This window comes from Lamprocystis purpurea DSM 4197, assembly GCF_000379525.1.
GTDB classification, from domain to species: Bacteria; Pseudomonadota; Gammaproteobacteria; order Chromatiales; family Chromatiaceae; genus Thiodictyon; species Thiodictyon purpureum.
Map to the genome: position 1 here is coordinate 1 of NZ_KB902537.1, position 15,216 is coordinate 15,216.

Sequence of the window (15,216 nt, forward strand, 5' to 3'; positions counted from 1 at the left end):
GACAGAGTGGGGGTACGAACACAAAACCGTCTGCCACAGCCGCGGGGAGTATGCCCGTGACGAGGACGGTGACGGCTTCCATGAGATCCATGTCAACACGATGGAAGGCTTCTGGTCATTGCTGCGTTCCTGGCTGCGACCCCATCGCGGGATCTCGCAGGAGAAATTACCGCTCTACTTGGGCTTCTTTCAGTTCGTCCACAATACACGGATTCGCGGAAAAGGGTTGCTGACTCCGCTGTTGGCATTGCTCGTGTCATAACAACTCGGGGACAGTCCGGAACCTATATTGAGCCTAGATCGTTTGGCCGATCGGCGCATAACCGACAAACCGCCGTTCGCCATAAGCCGCGCGCGTGTCTTCGTTCACCAGGATCAACTTCCATTCCAGATCCGCTGCCACGGCCAGCGACACCCCATGATTGGCGATGTTCAGACGGTCTTTGGCAGGATCGAAAGTGATGTCCATCAGCGTTATTGTATATACGGCAACAACCCAAAGCAAGCCACGGACGCTGGGGCTGACTTCACGCTAATCGCGCGCCTGCCGCGGCGAAGGCGCCGCGACGGGCCTCACACTGCGATACCGATCATGCCGTCATCGTCTGCACCGTTGGCGTCTGCTCAGCATCGACCGTGCAGCTACAGCCCTGATCACTGAGCGCGTGAAGGCAGGAGGTCACCACCCACCGCCCATCAATCGCCGGGTCAACACCCGCCAGTTCCGTCGGCGTCTCGGCCGCCAGGAGCGGGTTACCCGGCAGGCTGAGGCTGAGCGTGGTCGCGTTGCGCACGCTCGCACTGGTCTTGGATGTCGCGGCGGTCTGCGCCAGGGGTACTGGCCGGCCGCATCAACTTTCGTCTAACGGGAAACCGGGCATGAATTGTTGCGGAAAGAAACGCACGGACCATCTTTGCATCACCGGGAGGACGCGATGAAACGCTGTTGTTGGCTCCTGCTCACGGTACTGACAGCCGCCGCAGCCGCGGCCGATCGAACGCCCTGGTTGCCGGACGAGGCCCATGGCCGGTCCTGGCAACAGGACACGTCCGGCATTTGGCGCGGTACCGGGGCCAACCACGGGCAGTCCTGGCAACAGGACACGTCCGGCATTTGGCGCGGCACCGGGACCAACCGCGGGCAGTCCTGGCAACAGGACACGTCCGGCATTTGGCGCGGCACCGGGACCAACCGCGGGCAGTCCTGGCAACAGGACGCCTCCGGGATCTGGCGCGGCACCGGGACCAACCGCGGGCAGTCCTGGCAGCAGGACACCTCCGGGATCTGGCGCGGCAGCGGTAAGGCCACGGCGCCGGACGCCCCGCGCGCGCGACCATGAGCGGCCCGACGCTCACATCCCCAGCCACCCGCGGGCTTCCCCGACCACACTGCCGCCGCTGGCGGACGGCGCCGGCGTACCATAGAACCCCAGGTCGCCAAGCGGATTTAGCGGCAAAGGTTTCAGGCGGTGTGCAGCCCAGTCGGTATCCGCATCCGCAAATGCCGGGCAAAGAAAAAGGGCTTACCGGAATCACCGATAAGCCCTTGTTCTGTTTTGGTAGCGGGGGCAGGATTTGAACCTACGACCTTCGGGTTATGAGCCCGACGAGCTGCCAGACTGCTCCACCCCGCATCTGAGACGCCCACTATAGCGAAACTCACCCAGTGCTGCAACTTTTATTTCGCGATACGCGCTACAAGGTCTTCAAATACTCAACCAGTGCCCGCCGTTGTTCGGCCGACAGGACATCGCCGAACGCATGTCCCCGGTTGCCGTATCCTTTGCCGGTAGTGTCGTAGATGCGGTTGCGCTCGTCCCAACTCATGGCCGCGGCCTTGCCCGCGGTCAGGACCTCATGATCCCACCCGACCTGCACGCGGTCGTAGATCGGTTGGTCCCCGGCGGTCCGCTTGAAGCGCCAGTAAGTCGGCCGCGCGCGGCTGTCGAGCAAGGCCGCCAGGGTCGGCACCGAGTCATTGTGCAGATAGGGCGCGGTGACCCAGACAGCATCCAACGGCGGGGCCGCATAGCCCAAGGCCGGCGCGGCCTGGGACAAGGCGCCGTAGAAGGACTGCTGAAACCAGGCGCGCAAGCGCGCGGAGTCGGCATAGCCGGCCCGCGCCAACTCCGGATCCGTCCCCACCTTGCCCAGGGCAACCACCTGATTCGGGTAGCGCCAATCCTCTGCGTAGGTCCCATGACAGCGCTTGCAGTGCGAACGGAAGACCGGGTAACCCCGTTCAGCCAGCGACCGATCGATCGCATAGGGGTACTTGGGCGACGGTAATCCGGCCAGGTAAGCACGTACATCGGGCGCCCAGGCGTCGATTGCCCGGGCCTCCCCAACCGTGTCGGTACAGATCGCTGCGACCAGCATCATGAAACGCGCATGATCCCCGCGCCCTTCCCCGCTGTAGAACAGCGCGTGCTTCTTGCGCAGTGTCCACCAGGGCGGCACGGCGACCGGCAGGGGTTGCCTGGGCGGCGGTTCGATCAGCGGGCGATCCGACCAAGCCAGGGTCTCGGGATCGCGATGCGCCATCAGCGCGGCTGTCAGATTGCCGGCTGAGTTCACGCCGATGGTGTCGGTCATCATGTAGTCGGACAGCGTGCCGAGACGATCCGCCCAGCGCCGCCACTCGGCCCGTGCGGCCCGACCCGTCACGTAGGACCCGGCGGACTCGACCGCGACCAGCGGGTCCTGAGTCATGTCCAGGAAGGCATTACCCAGACCCATGACCAGTTGACCGTCGAAGATCGCGGCGTGACAGGTGAGACAGTTGGAGGTGACCAACTCGACCCCGGCAGCCGACTGATACGCGGTCAGCATATAGGGCAATGCCGCATTGCGCCCGGTGCGCCCCGGAAATTGGGGGCCGCCATCCCGCTTGACGGAGCCGATCGCCTTCACATAACCGCTGTAAGGGAAGCCGCAGGTCACCACCGCGCGATTGAGCAGCGCATCGTAGCCCTTGGCCGGGTCACCCGGACGTTGCGGGTAAGCGGGCACCGGACCCACCGCGGACCGATAGACGGTTTGCCCCGCGACCGACGCGGTTTCAGGGTCGCCGGAATCACAACCGAGAAGAACCAGGGACGCCAGCAGCACGGCCGGCCGCCACCGCCGGGGAGCCTGGGCCGGTGACGGACCTGGGTACGGACGCATCGCGCTGGAGCTGGGGCGCGGATCAGCCGCGGTCAAGCGCTTGCGTCCGCGCAACGCTGCGACAGCGCCATCATCAGTCGCTCAACCCTGACCCCCGGCCTTCCGATACTCGGCCAGCGCCTGCGGCAGATGTGCCTTGAGTTGGGCAATGCGTTTCGCATCCAGCGGGTGCGTGCTCAGAAACTCCAGCGAACCGCCGCCGCCCCGGCGACTGTTGTAGGCTTGAAAGCGCTGCCAGAAGGCGACCGCCTCGCGCGGATCATATCCGGCCCGGGCCATGTACAGCAGACCGATGCGGTCCGCCTCGGACTCCTGGGTCCGCGAATAGGGCAGCAGCACCCCCACCTGACCAACCACGCCATAGGCCTGCATCGCCAGATCCTGAGTCGCTCCCCCGTAGCCGGAGGCACCCAGCGCCGCGGACAGGATCGCACCGCCCACCTGCATCGCCATGCCTTGTGACATTCGCTCAGCACCGTGACGGGCGCTGACATGGGCGATCTCATGCGCCACTACGGTCGCCAGACCGGTCTCGTCCCGCGTGATGGGCAGGATGCCGGTATTGACCCCAACCTTGCCGCCGGGCAGGGCGAAGGCGTTGGGCGCCTTGTCATCGAACAGGACGAACTCCCAGCGGGCGTTCGGCACCTTCGCCACCCGCGCGATCCGACGACCGACGCTTTGGAGTTGCGCATTCGCCTGCCGGTTCCGCGCGATGGGCGTCTCGCGCTTGGTCTTCTCGAATGCGCTCAAACCCAGTTGCGCCTCCCGGGCCGAGTCGATCATCAACAACTGTCGCCGCCCGGTCTCGGGAGCCGAGGCGCAGCCCTGAAGCACCAGGACCGTCACCAGGAGTGCGACACCGTAAAGAAGGGTGCACTTGAACATACTGGACTCCTGGACCCAATAAATTACCCCGATTGGTCATCTTAGGTGATTTCCGGAACACCGCATACCACCCGCCATCGGCTCGGATGCAGGTGCGACTGAAGTCGCGCCTACACTGACCGGTATCCAAATTGTCGGAAATCGCCTCAGGCGATGGCAGGAACATCCTGTCATCGGTTCCGCCCGCCGCCGCCGCCGCTGCCGCGGACAGCGGCCCGAGTGGCGTCTCCGGCCGCCGGCCAGGCGACGATCGCAGTACGCTGGAGTACACTGTCAGTCCGGAATTCAGACCTGGGTCCGCGACGGCCACGCGCCGGCCGACTCCTGGGAGTCCCTTGGAATCCTTGGGAATTATTGAGGAGCATCCAGACCATGTTGCACATCCCGCTCGATTCGATCTGCTACATCATCGCCAAGGCCCGCGAGTTCCAGGCCAAAGAGGAGGTGGTGATCCCGGAGACGCCCTCAAGCCCTACGGAGGACTGGGCACTGCAAGTCCTGGCAGACCACAGCGGTGACTACACCCTCATCGAACTCATCGAGTCCATCGGCCAGATGAATCAGCGGCAGCGGGCGGAGCTGGTGGCGCTGATGTGGATCGGACGCGGCGACTACGCTCTGGAGGACTGGGAAAGCGCGGTCGACGACGCCATCGGTGACTACTCGGTACGGGCCGCCGCCTACCTGCTCGCCCACCCCATGGTCTCGGACGACCTGGAAGAGGGGCTGATCGCCCACGGTTATTCCTGCCAGGATTGACCCGACGACCAGTGCTGAACGCCTGATGCAGGTCGATCGGGCCATTTCAGGCCCGGTTGCGCACCGTGTCCGGCAGCACGATATTCAGCTCCAACACCTCGTGGGTCTCTTCCTGCTCGTAATTGACCGAGACCGCATTCATATCCACATCCACGTACTTGCGAATGACTTCCAGAATCTCCCGCTGGAGATTGGGCAGATACGACGGGCGATGGCGCTCCGCCCGGTCATGGGCGACCAGAATCTGCAGCCGTTCCTTGGCCACGTTCGCCGAGCCCTTGGGCTGAGAGCTGCGGAAATAGTCGAGAAGACCCATGGCTTATCCTCCGAACAAGCGGCTGAAGAAGCCCTTTTTCTCCGCGTTGACAAAGCGGTGCGGCAGGTCTTCCCCGAGGTACCGACCCACCGCGTCACCATAGGCCAAGCCCGCGTCACTCTCCCGGTCCAGGATCACCGGGACACCGGCGTTGGAGGCGTTGAGCACTGCCTTGGACTCGGGAATCACACCCAACAGATTGAGCGACAGGATGTCCTGCACGTCCTTGACGCTCAGCATCTCGCCATTGTCGACCCGCGTCGCGTCATAGCGGGTCAGCAGCAGGAACTCGCGGATCGGCTCCTCATTGGACTCGGCACGCCTGGATTTGCTGGCGAGAATGCCGAGCATCCGGTCCGAATCACGCACCGACGAGACCTCCGGATTGGTCACCACGACCGCATCATCCGCATAGTACATGGCCATGGTGGCACCGTGCTCGATGCCGGCCGGCGAGTCGCAGACGATGAAGTCGAAGCCCTGGGACAGCTCATCGAGCACCCGTCCGACCCCCTCCTTGGTCAGGGCATCTTTGTCGCGGGTTTGGGAGGCGGGCAGCACATACAGATTGTCGCAGCGCTTGTCGCGGATCAGGGCCTGATTGAGATTGGCCTCATGGTTGATCACGTTGACGAAGTCGTAGACCACCCGCCGCTCGCAACCCATGATCAAATCCAGGTTACGCAGTCCGACGTCGAAGTCGATGACGGCGGTGCGGCTGCCCCGCTGGGCCAGACCCATGGCGAGGGCGGCGGCGGTCGTCGTCTTGCCGACCCCGCCCTTGCCCGACGTGATTACGATAATTCTCGCCAAGTTACGAATCTCCTCTTCGGGTATTGCGGGGACCGGCCGGACCGATGGCCCGCCGTTTGCGCATCAAATCTTCTCGATCCGCAGAATTTTCTGGTCCAGGTAAACTTGCACCGGCACGCCGCGCAGGTCGGCGGGAATGTTCTCACTGACGCGATAGTGACCAGCCACCGAGACCAACTCGGCCTGGAGGTCAGAGCAGAAAATCCGTGCCTCGGTATTACCCCGGGCGCCCGCCAGCGCGCGTCCGCGCAGGGGGCCGTAACAATGAATGTTGCCATCGGCCATCACCTCGGCACCTGAACTCACGGAAGCAATCACGGACAGATCGCCTCCGGCCGCGTAGACGCGCTGCCCCGAGCGCACCGGCCGGGTCACCAGCGTGCCGTTGATCGTACTCCCATGGCCAGGGTCTTGCCCCCCGGCACCGGGGTCCGCGCCGCCGCTGACGGACTGATTGGCCGCTCCGCCGGCGGGTTTGGGCGAGCGGATGAAGGCATCGCCGAGGATGGCCAACTCCATGCCCTCCGCCGCGACGTTTTGTGCCTTGGTCCCGCCGCGCACGCCAAACGGGATCATCCCGTAACCGCGCAGCAGGCCGACCAGCGACGGGAACTCGACCTCCCCGGCACCGTCCGGATAGACCGTCAAGTCGATCACGACCGGGGCATTACGAAAGAAGTCCGGCGCCTGCTCGACCTTGACGCCGAGCTGTTCGGCGACCGCCTCCATATTGCCGTCCAGCAAACGGATGATCGGCAGGGTGAAACCCGCCGCTTTGAGTTCGAATGCGGGGGACGCCTCGCCCCCTGACGATCTGGAATTCACTGCCATGGATCTGGGCACGGAGGTCGATGACCCCCTCGCTCTCCTGTTCTTGTCGGCGTCGGTTAAAGTCCGGTCTCTGCGAGGCTGGCCGCACTTGGGACCTGGCGGCGGCCGAAGCAACGGCACTGGTAGGGTCGCAATGCTAACCGCTTAGCCGGCAACGGGATAGTGCCGATGCGCTTACAACCGCAAAGATTCTTCGCCTCATCCGGGCGGCCACCCCAGAGACCGTCCGCCCAGGAGGTGCACATGGAGATGAAACACGGTCTGCCCCCCCGCCGCGTTACAGTTGACAACCGTGCGGTAACCGTTGTCGGCGATCCCGACCTGCCGCGCCACCGCGGCGGCGGCCAGGAACAGCTTGCCGATCAACTCAGCGTCTTGCGGTTGCGCATGATCGAGCGTCGGAATCGACTTGCGCGGGATGATGAGGATATGGACCGGTGCCTGCGGGCTGATGTCGCGGAAAGCGACGCAGTCCTCATCCTCGTAGATCAGGTCGGCGGGGATCTCACCCCGGGCAATTTTGCCGAAGATGGTGTCGGTCATTGATCAGATGATCTCCGTGTGAGTGAGACTCGGTTAATCTTGAGCGGCCGGCCGATTGTGCCTGGCCGCGCGGCTTAGAGCCCGCGCCGCCCGGAGAACGCCAGTGCCAGGGTGCCGCCGTCCACGTGCTCCAACTCGCCGCCCAACGGGACCCCGTGTGCGATCCGCGTCACCTTGACGTCGATCCCGCGGGCGGATTCGGCGATGTACTGGGCGGTGACGCTGCCTTCCACCGTGGGACTGATGGCCAGAATCACTTCTTTGATCTCGCCCTCGCGCAACCGCGCCTCCAGGTCATCCAGCCCCAACTCCTCAGGACCGATCCCGCTCAACGGGGAGAGCCGACCACCAAGAACGTAATAGAGGCCGCAGTAATCGGTGGCCTGCTCGATGGCAACGATCTCCGCGGGCTGCTCGACCACGCACAATACGCCGGGATCGCGGTTCGGGTTGGCACAGAGCCCGCATAACGCGTGCTCGCTCAAGGTCCGGCAGCGACCGCAGCGCTGGATGCGGGTCATGGCTTCCGCCATGATCCGCGCCAGCCGGCTCCCGCCCTCCCGGTCGCGTTCCAACAGGTGAAACGCGATGCGTTGCGCTGACTTGGGGCCGACCCCCGGCTGACAGCGCAGGGCGTCGATCAGTTGATTGAGCAGGGTACGCTCGGCCATGGTCGTGCCCGGTAGTCAGATCAGGTTGGGTGAATCGGCTGGGAGCACGCGCCGGCGCCTAGAACGGCAGCTTGAAGCCTGGGGGCAAAGGCAAGCCGGCGGTCAATTCAGCCATATTTTCCTTTGCTTTCTCAGCGACGCGCTGAGCCGCCCCATTGAAGGCAGCGGCGATCAGGTCCTCCAGCATTTCCTTGTCGTCACTCATCAGTGACGGGTCGATCTCCACCCGCCTGACCTCGTATTTGCCGTTCAGGGTGATCTTGACCATACCGCCGCCGGACTCACCAACCACCTCCTCCTGTGCCAGCCGCTCCTGGGCCTGCTTCATGTCCTCCTGCATCTTCTGGGCCTTCTTCATGAGATCGCCGAGTCCCATCTTCACAATCGTACCTCCAGCAGTGGCGGTGGCAGCCCTGCGGCCAGCTCGCCGGGTTGACGCAAAAAAGACCAGTCAGTCAAGGGGCTCGATCGAGCCCGGCACCCACTGGCCGTCGAATTGATCACGCAGACGCGTCGCCGCCGGGTCGGCTGCCAGCGCCGTCTGGGCTGACTGCACACGTTCGTCCTGTTCGCGCGTACGCCGCTGCGCCGGGGTCTCGTCATTGGGCCGGACGACCTGAATCTCCAGTCGGAGCGGACCGCCCAGGACGGACTCGAGCGCGGCGCGCAGGCGTTCTTCCGTTCCCGGGGAGCGCAGTTGCTCAGCGGTCGGGTCCAGGTTCAGGGTCAGCCGACCCTCACCCAACCCGATGAATCCGCAATGATGGGCAAGCTGGCTGGCGATACCGCCGACCCCCAGTCGATCCACCAGCGCGTGCCAGTCGGCCGTGCCGGTCAGGAGCGGCGCCGGACCCGGTCTCACGGGAGAATTCATTTGCTGCGCCGGGCGCGGACCGGTCGGTTGCGGACCGCTCCGATCGCGCACCGGCGGCTCCGCGGGCGCACCGGCGGCAGGGTCACCACCGATCGCTGAAGATCCGCCCGATTCAGGGCCACGGGCCGGCCCGGCGGCCGACCCGGTCGGACGTGCCGGCGCCGCACGCACCGCCGCGGAACGGTCGGCTCCGGCGGCCGGCGGCTGCAGCGCGCCCTCGGCCGGCCGGAACGCCAGGGCCCGCAGCAAGACCATCTCCAGTCCGGCGCGCGGGTCCGGGGCCAAGGCCAGATCCGGCTGACCGGTCAGTGCGACCTGGTAGTAGAGCTGCAAGTCGGCCGGCGCGAGACGCTCGGCCAAGTCCGCGATGCGCGCACGCTCCGGGTCATCCGCCGGAACCGTCGCCGGGACCTGCTGGAACAGGGCCAGGCGGTGCAGCAGGCCGATCAACTCGCGCAGCACCTCGCTGAAATCGGGGGTCAGGGCGCCGAACCGCTCCACCTCCGCCAACACGCGCTCCCCGTCGGCGTCGGCCAGGGCCTCCAGCAGGTTGAAGGCCAGATCGCCGCCCACGCTCCCGAGCATGGCGCGCACCTCGGTCTCGATCACCCGGCCGCCGCCGTAGGCGATCGCCTGATCGAGCAGGCTCAAGCCATCGCGCATACTGCCGTCCGCGGCCCGTGCCAGGAGCGCGAGTGCGCCGGTCTCGAACGCGAGACCCTCGGTCTCGAGCACGAACTGAAGACGGGCGCGTATCTCCTCGGGCAGCAGCCGCCGCAGATTGAACTGGAGACAGCGCGACAACACCGTGGCCGGTACCTTCTGCGGGTCCGTGGTGGCGAGGAGGAACTTCACATGGGGCGGCGGCTCCTCCAGGGTCTTCAGCAGCGCGTTGAAACTGCTGTTGGAGAACATGTGCACCTCGTCGATGAGATACACCTTGTAGCGGCCGCAGGCCGGCGCGTAAGGAACGTTCTCCAGCAGTTCGCGGGTCTGATCCACCTTGGTGCGGGAGGCCGCATCCACTTCCAGCAGGTCGACGAAGCGTCCCTCATCGACCTCCCGGCAGGACGCGCAGACTCCGCAGGGCGTCGAACTCACACCCTGTTCGCAGTTGAGCGCCTTGGAGAGAATCCGCGCCAAGGTGGTCTTGCCGACCCCGCGGGTGCCGGTGAACAAATAGGCGTGGTGGAGTTGATCCCGATCCAGCGCGTTGCTGAGCGCGCGCACCACATGCTGCTGCCCCACCATGTCGGCGAACGACTTGGGGCGCCATTTACGGGCGAGCACCTGATAGGTCATGCGCGGTAGGGGCAAAGCCGGGTTGAACGGTGATTGGGGCGCAGTTTAACCGATGCGTGACCGGCGCGTACCGCGGGGACTATGATCCAACGCCGCGACAGCACGGCAAGCCTGCCGCAACCGTTCGGCATTGATCCGTCGGGATCGGCGAATGGCCGAACCCGCATGAGGGGCGGCGGCCTGCGCCAGCCACACCCCGGCGCCCGCTTCCACCGCTGCGGCTGCTCCCTTCCAGGCCTGACCGGGTTCACGGTTTTGCGTCGCGGGGGGACCGACGCCGACCACCATTGATCAAGCGCGCGGACCGCCGAGTCGGACCGAGTCTGCGGGTCACCCCGCGCTCGGCACGCAGAGTAACAAAGACCACTCGGCATGACAAACCGGATCGGTCCGTCGGCGCCGCGGCACAACATCTCGCGCATCAGGTCCAGCTCCGGCATCGCGACGGGCGGGGGCTTGAGTCCCGCCGCCGCGTCGCCCGAAGCCGGTCGACATCAAGAAAACTGGAGGTCGAGGCTTTAGCCGGTCGACATCGCGTCTGCGCGGCCCTGGTCCGGCTAAAGTCTCGACCATAGCATGGCTCGCGTCCCGGACCGGACGCGACCGCCGCCGTAAGGAGAAGGTGGCGGCGGTACGGCATGGGAGGTCGCCTCGCTGCACTGCCGGGTCGGGCGCCCCACGCGTCGGGTCGAGACGGATCGATGCCCGCTGCCTGTCGCCCCGAGGCCAGATCTATCCCGGATTGCGCTCTCGCTTCCGGGCTAGCGAGACGGCGCGGCGGATCTTACCTGACTCGTGCAGCCATCTGACGAGTTCTCCGGTGGCCCTGCTGGGCACGGCGGGATGGGTCAGGGACTGAATCGTCTGCAACAACACCAGAAGAGCCACAATAGGCAGCAGTCCCAGCAGGAGATGCGTCAAGTTACCTGCGGGGGTGACGACGAACAGGGTAATGTAGATGGCCGTGTCGCTTGTGGCTATCACTTTGTTGCCATTAGATCCCCTCACCTTCCTGAAAAGCTCGTCTGCGATGAAATCGAGTGCAGCTATCGGAAACGCTGCACCCAGTGCAGTAAGTTCAAGGGTGCCGCCGATAACTTGGTGCGTAATGCGGGCGAGCACAAAGCCGGCCACAGCACCCAGCACGAGCCAAGTCACGATTACCATCGAAGACCAGGGTACGCCGAGATCGCCCCATCCCAACGAACGGGTCGCCAGGGAGTTCCCAAGCAGGAGCGTCAGCAACAATAACAATGGTGAGCATCAGCGGGTTGACGGCCAGCGCGGCGACGTGGGGCTGGCGGTTGATGACGCCCTGCAGTTCCTCGGCCGACTTGGGCGCATCGAACCGCCAGCGGCGCACAAACTGGCGCACCGCCGCCGCGTGCAGTGGGGCCATGCGCAGCACGGCACGGTGCGGGGTCTCGAGCTGGTCGTGCCAGGCGGCGGTGCGACAACTGACGACGAAGGCGCTGTGCGGCCAGGCGGCGATGGCCTGATTCACCGCGCGGGCGGCCTGGGCCCGGGCGTCCCGGTCGAGCGCGTCGAGTCCGTCGATCAGCACCAGCAGACGGCCCTCCGCCAGCGCGGTCCTCGCCCAGGCCGCGAAGGTGTCAGTGGGCACCGTTCCAGATGGGGCCGGCAACACCAGCCCGCCACGGTCGAGCCCCGCGGCCACTGCCGCGGGGAGGTCGAAGCCCACATCGCGCAGATCCGCGAAGCTGAAACGCACCGGCACCCAGCCGCCGCGGTCGGTCCCAATCGGTTCGCGGCGGGGCAAATCCCAGGCGTCGCGGGCGATGAGGCGCAGCGCGACGCTCTTGCCCGTGCCGGGGCCGCCGAGCACCACCACGCGCGGCGCCGGGGCCTGCGGGTCATCGCGCGACATTGCGAACAGCGCCCGGAGCGCCGTCGGCAACTGCTCGATGCCGGTGTCCGCCGCAGTCTCGACCGCGACCGGCACCAGGATGTCGCCAAGGCACTGATCCTGCTTCATCCAGGCGTGACGGATGGTCAGTGCATCCGCGACGAGGCGTTGCCGGTAGGCCACAAGCGCGGTCTCCAGGGCGTCAGCCTGACGCCAACCGAGCAGGCTCCGCAGCCTTGTCGGGAATCCGCCGAGTCCGCGCCTCAACTGCACGCCGAGCCATACCACGCAAGCCCCGCCGACAGTGGCCAACAGGCCGGTCATCAGGTCATCGAACACCTCCGGCCTATCCAGCCAGTCGAGCAGGCCCGCCCAACGCCCGGTGAGCCAGGTACCCAAGGTCGCAATCCATTCCATCGTGCCCCCCGCTGCTTCAGCCTGTGTTTGCCCATCGTCACCCGTACACCGAGCACCTATCCGCAGCGCCGCTGGGCCGGGACGCTGGCCCTGTGTTCCGGCGGGGATTCGCTTTCTTCATCCGTCGAAGTGTACGGTTGGCAGGTGTGGACCGAGATAGCCGATCAGCACCAGTGGGCCGGTCTCCGTGCGCTCCGGGCGGAAATACAGGCGCCATCCGGCATGTGCGGACCTACAGCAGCTCGGAGAGTGCCAGGTCGAGCTGATCGAAAAACCCGTCGGGCCATTGATCCAGACGCCCGTCCCGGTCGATCTGCGGCGATACCGGCGCAACCGAGCCGCCGGGCGGGCTTGCGCCGAAGAAATGCACCGCCACCGCGTCAGGTTCGATTTCCCCCCGCTTCACCGCCAGCCGCACGCCGTTCAGGACATGGTCGGAGTGGGTCTCCACGATCAGTTGCACGCCGCTTGCCGCGACCCGGGCCGCCAAGCCGCCAAGCTGCTGCTGGGCCGCCGGATGCAGATGCACCTCGGGGTTCTCGACCAGGATCAGGTCGCCCGGGCGAGCCGCCAGCAGGGCCACGACGATCGGAAACACCTGGGTCAGGCCGAAGCCGACGTTCTGTGGTCGCTGAAAGTCCGCCCGCGGGTCGGTGCGAAAGCGCAGGGTCAGTGCGCTCGCCCCGTCGATGGCGGAGACGCGGAAATCGCAGCCGGGGAAGACCCGCTGCATCTGCGCCCGGGTCTGGTGGAACAGGGTCGGCGGCACTTCGGGTACGCACAGCACCGGCGATACCTCGTCCGTTTCCCGCCAGTACATTAGACCGGCGGCGAGCTCGCCGCGGTGGCCGACGCCGGCATGTCCGTCGGCGTCGCGCAGTGGATAGACCTCACGCGGACCGCTACGCTCGGCGGTCAGCCAGGCGAGCCGCCGGAGCTTGTCGATGGTCACGGACGCGCCGGCGACTCGCTCCGGCAGCAGCCAACGGATCGGGCCGTCCAGGGATTGCTTGACGCCATCCAACAAGACCGCGTGCAACGCGATGGCGAGCGCCCGGCGGTCGGTCGCCTCGAATGACCAGCTCACCGACTCGCTCCCGCCATCGACCCGCGCCGTCTCCAGATGAAACTGCAAGTGGCGTGCGCCCACGACCTGATTGAGCACATCCGCCGCGGTGCCTAAGGCCAGCTCCGGGCCTTCCAGCAGCAGACCGCGGCTCCACTCCCGGCAGACCATGCTCTGGTGAAGCAGCACCAGGGTCTGGATCACCGATGACTTGCCGCCGCCATTGACCCCGGCGAGCAGCGTCAGCGGGGCCAGGCGCAACCTAACCCGATCGAAACACTTGAACCCATCAATCCCGAGACTACTGAGCACCGAGCACATCCTGCAGCATGCCGTGGCCGATCTCAAAGCGCGTACGCACCTCCTTTGGCGTATTGGGTCCGTAGGTAATGGCCCGCTGGAAGGTTTCGTCTTGCAAGCACGCGTGCAACGCCTGCTTAAGTGCCGCCTTGCGTGAGCGGACCAAGTCTTCGTCGTAACGCGCAAGGCCCGTGCTCATTACATCGAACAAGGATGCGTTGATCAGGCTGCGCCGACTGCTGCCGGCCCTCGGCAACTTGCGGAATGCATGTTGCTTGAAAGTCAATAGATTATTACGAAGCCCACGACGCAAGCGCTGGCGGACCCCGTGTCGCGTCACATCGTCGGCTTGATTGAGCAGTTTCAGACTGGCCGCCAGCCATTCGTCCATGTCGCCGCGATAGGTCTCCAACGGCAACAGGTCGAAGGAGCAGAAGCGATTGACCAGCTCCCGGTCCTGCATCTTGCCGGGCTTGAGGCTGCCCCCAGTCGCCTCGCGGAACAGGTCGGACTCCGCCTCTTCGCGTAACAGCAGCGTCGCTGGACCGTTATAGATGGCATTGCGCATCTGCTGGCGGGTGAGCACCTCGCCGCCGTTGACGCGCTCGAAAATATCCAGCCGCGCGCGTTCCGGCACCGCATGGTCGATGATGTAAAAGAGGAGCTGACAGTCTTGAACGCGATTCTGCAAGCGCACATCGAGATTAGAGATTGCCTTACCATCGAGATCCGAACGACCCTTCAACTCGAGCTTCAGTTCCCCATTCAAAAAACGCTGCAGGGTGGTCAGCCGCTGCCGGCCGTCGACGACGATCAGGCGCCCTTTGGCATCCTCCGCCACGTAGAACACGGGCAAGGGGATGCGCATCAGGATGGATTCAATAAGACGGCTCTGTTTGCCCGTATCCCAGACGAAGCCGCGCTGAAAATCCGGGTCCATGACGAAGCGACCCTGCTCGATGCGACGAACCACGTCCTCCGCCGTGCGGCGCTCGTCGCGAATCGCCAGTTCGTCGAGTGGATAGCCGTCCAGACTGCCGGACGGGGATGCCTCATAGCCCTCCAGACCTTCCGCGCCGTCGGCGGGTGCGTCGTCTTCTGTCTCGATCATGAAGGCCCCTCACGGTCAGGCTCGCGGTGTCTGGTGGCGGATAGTAACGCGCGGCATGGGGCGCGCAAACCGCGGCGACGCTCGCCAACGGGCGGTGCACGGTTATGGCAGCGGTCCCGAACGGAGCGAGGCCGGCGCCTCGGCGTGATCGAGGATCTCACTTTCCCCGCAGATTCAGACGGCGTAAGGATGCTTACGAATGGACCGCTTGCCCGGTCGCGCTGTAAAGTGAAGCGAAACGCGACAGGTTTACGCCCTTGGGCTGTGGCCCGGCAGATCCAAACCGAACC

At 65.4% G+C, this 15,216-nt stretch carries 18 protein-coding genes, 1 tRNA gene and 1 other RNA gene; 3 read left to right on the forward strand and 17 right to left on the reverse strand.

Annotated features, from left to right (window positions below; all coding sequences use genetic code 11):
- On the forward strand, positions 1 to 262 hold a 262-nt coding region (locus tag A39O_RS0125710), incomplete at its 5' end, for a transposase (protein ID WP_020507532.1).
- A gap of 33 nt (positions 263 to 295) precedes the next feature.
- Here the strand turns inward: A39O_RS0125710 and A39O_RS39325 are convergent.
- Together A39O_RS39325 and A39O_RS0125720 are read right to left on the reverse strand one after the other, a co-directional pair.
- Complete coding sequence (locus A39O_RS39325; protein WP_020507533.1) at positions 296 to 469, reverse strand: BrnT family toxin; 174 nt, start codon at positions 467 to 469, stop codon at positions 296 to 298.
- Between the two features lie 121 nt (positions 470 to 590).
- Positions 591 to 794 carry a hypothetical protein gene (locus tag A39O_RS0125720; protein WP_020507534.1) on the reverse strand — a complete coding sequence of 68 codons (204 nt, stop codon included), beginning with the start codon at positions 792 to 794 and terminating at the stop codon, positions 591 to 593.
- Positions 795 to 935: 141 nt separating this feature from the next.
- Between A39O_RS0125720 and A39O_RS37135 the strand changes: the two genes are divergently transcribed.
- Entirely contained in the window at positions 936 to 1,340 is a 405-nt protein-coding gene (locus A39O_RS37135; protein ID WP_020507535.1) for a hypothetical protein, read from the forward strand.
- 217 nt (positions 1,341 to 1,557) lie between these two features.
- Here A39O_RS37135 and A39O_RS0125730 read toward each other — a convergent pair.
- The 3 genes from A39O_RS0125730 to A39O_RS0125740 form a co-directional block, all read right to left on the reverse strand.
- A tRNA-Met gene (locus tag A39O_RS0125730) sits at positions 1,558 to 1,634 on the reverse strand.
- Between the two features lie 61 nt (positions 1,635 to 1,695).
- Positions 1,696 to 3,168, reverse strand: coding sequence for a c-type cytochrome (locus A39O_RS0125735; RefSeq protein ID WP_051088886.1), 1,473 nt, complete (start codon positions 3,166 to 3,168; stop codon positions 1,696 to 1,698).
- Between the two features lie 81 nt (positions 3,169 to 3,249).
- Positions 3,250 to 4,056 carry a M48 family metallopeptidase gene (locus A39O_RS0125740; protein ID WP_020507537.1) on the reverse strand — a complete coding sequence of 269 codons (807 nt, stop codon included), beginning with the start codon at positions 4,054 to 4,056 and terminating at the stop codon, positions 3,250 to 3,252.
- 372 nt (positions 4,057 to 4,428) lie between these two features.
- Between A39O_RS0125740 and A39O_RS0125745 the strand changes: the two genes are divergently transcribed.
- The gene (locus A39O_RS0125745) at positions 4,429 to 4,815 is read left to right on the forward strand and encodes a DUF3775 domain-containing protein (protein ID WP_020507538.1); all 387 of its coding nucleotides are present in this window, start codon (positions 4,429 to 4,431) and stop codon (positions 4,813 to 4,815) included.
- A 46-nt stretch (positions 4,816 to 4,861) separates the two neighbouring features.
- On the opposite strand, the gene minE is transcribed toward A39O_RS0125745, so the two are convergent.
- The 12 genes from minE to A39O_RS0125800 form a co-directional block, all read right to left on the reverse strand.
- Complete coding sequence (gene minE, locus A39O_RS0125750) at positions 4,862 to 5,131, reverse strand: cell division topological specificity factor MinE (protein WP_020507539.1); 270 nt, start codon at positions 5,129 to 5,131, stop codon at positions 4,862 to 4,864.
- 3 nt (positions 5,132 to 5,134) lie between these two features.
- Positions 5,135 to 5,944 (reverse strand): septum site-determining protein MinD, encoded by an 810-nt coding sequence (minD, locus tag A39O_RS0125755; protein WP_020507540.1) that lies wholly within the window; start codon positions 5,942 to 5,944, stop codon positions 5,135 to 5,137.
- Between the two features lie 63 nt (positions 5,945 to 6,007).
- Positions 6,008 to 6,775: a septum site-determining protein MinC gene (minC, locus tag A39O_RS0125760; RefSeq protein ID WP_020507541.1), complete on the reverse strand. Its 768-nt coding sequence runs from the start codon at positions 6,773 to 6,775 to the stop codon at positions 6,008 to 6,010.
- Positions 6,776 to 6,973: 198 nt separating this feature from the next.
- Positions 6,974 to 7,318 carry a histidine triad nucleotide-binding protein gene (locus A39O_RS0125765; protein ID WP_020507542.1) on the reverse strand — a complete coding sequence of 115 codons (345 nt, stop codon included), beginning with the start codon at positions 7,316 to 7,318 and terminating at the stop codon, positions 6,974 to 6,976.
- 74 nt (positions 7,319 to 7,392) lie between these two features.
- Entirely contained in the window at positions 7,393 to 7,989 is a 597-nt protein-coding gene (gene recR, locus A39O_RS0125770; protein ID WP_020507543.1) for a recombination mediator RecR, read from the reverse strand.
- Between the two features lie 58 nt (positions 7,990 to 8,047).
- Positions 8,048 to 8,365 (reverse strand): YbaB/EbfC family nucleoid-associated protein, encoded by a 318-nt coding sequence (locus A39O_RS0125775; RefSeq protein WP_020507544.1) that lies wholly within the window; start codon positions 8,363 to 8,365, stop codon positions 8,048 to 8,050.
- 75 nt (positions 8,366 to 8,440) lie between these two features.
- The gene (gene dnaX / locus A39O_RS0125780) at positions 8,441 to 10,165 is read right to left on the reverse strand and encodes a DNA polymerase III subunit gamma/tau (protein WP_020507545.1); all 1,725 of its coding nucleotides are present in this window, start codon (positions 10,163 to 10,165) and stop codon (positions 8,441 to 8,443) included.
- A 180-nt stretch (positions 10,166 to 10,345) separates the two neighbouring features.
- Positions 10,346 to 10,442: signal recognition particle sRNA small type (ffs, locus tag A39O_RS39330), an RNA gene on the reverse strand.
- Positions 10,443 to 10,897: 455 nt separating this feature from the next.
- The gene (locus A39O_RS0125785) at positions 10,898 to 11,287 is read right to left on the reverse strand and encodes a hypothetical protein (RefSeq protein WP_020507547.1); all 390 of its coding nucleotides are present in this window, start codon (positions 11,285 to 11,287) and stop codon (positions 10,898 to 10,900) included.
- Complete coding sequence (locus tag A39O_RS0125790; protein ID WP_020507548.1) at positions 11,244 to 12,449, reverse strand: NACHT domain-containing protein; 1,206 nt, start codon at positions 12,447 to 12,449, stop codon at positions 11,244 to 11,246. Before A39O_RS0125790 ends, A39O_RS0125785 begins: the two co-directional genes overlap by 44 nt.
- 232 nt (positions 12,450 to 12,681) lie before the next feature.
- Positions 12,682 to 13,827, reverse strand: a complete 1,146-nt coding sequence (locus tag A39O_RS0125795) for an AAA family ATPase (protein ID WP_211211732.1) — start codon at positions 13,825 to 13,827, stop codon at positions 12,682 to 12,684.
- Positions 13,817 to 14,926 (reverse strand): DUF262 domain-containing protein, encoded by a 1,110-nt coding sequence (locus A39O_RS0125800; protein ID WP_020507550.1) that lies wholly within the window; start codon positions 14,924 to 14,926, stop codon positions 13,817 to 13,819. Before A39O_RS0125800 ends, A39O_RS0125795 begins: the two co-directional genes overlap by 11 nt.
- Positions 14,927 to 15,216: the final 290 nt, after the last annotated feature.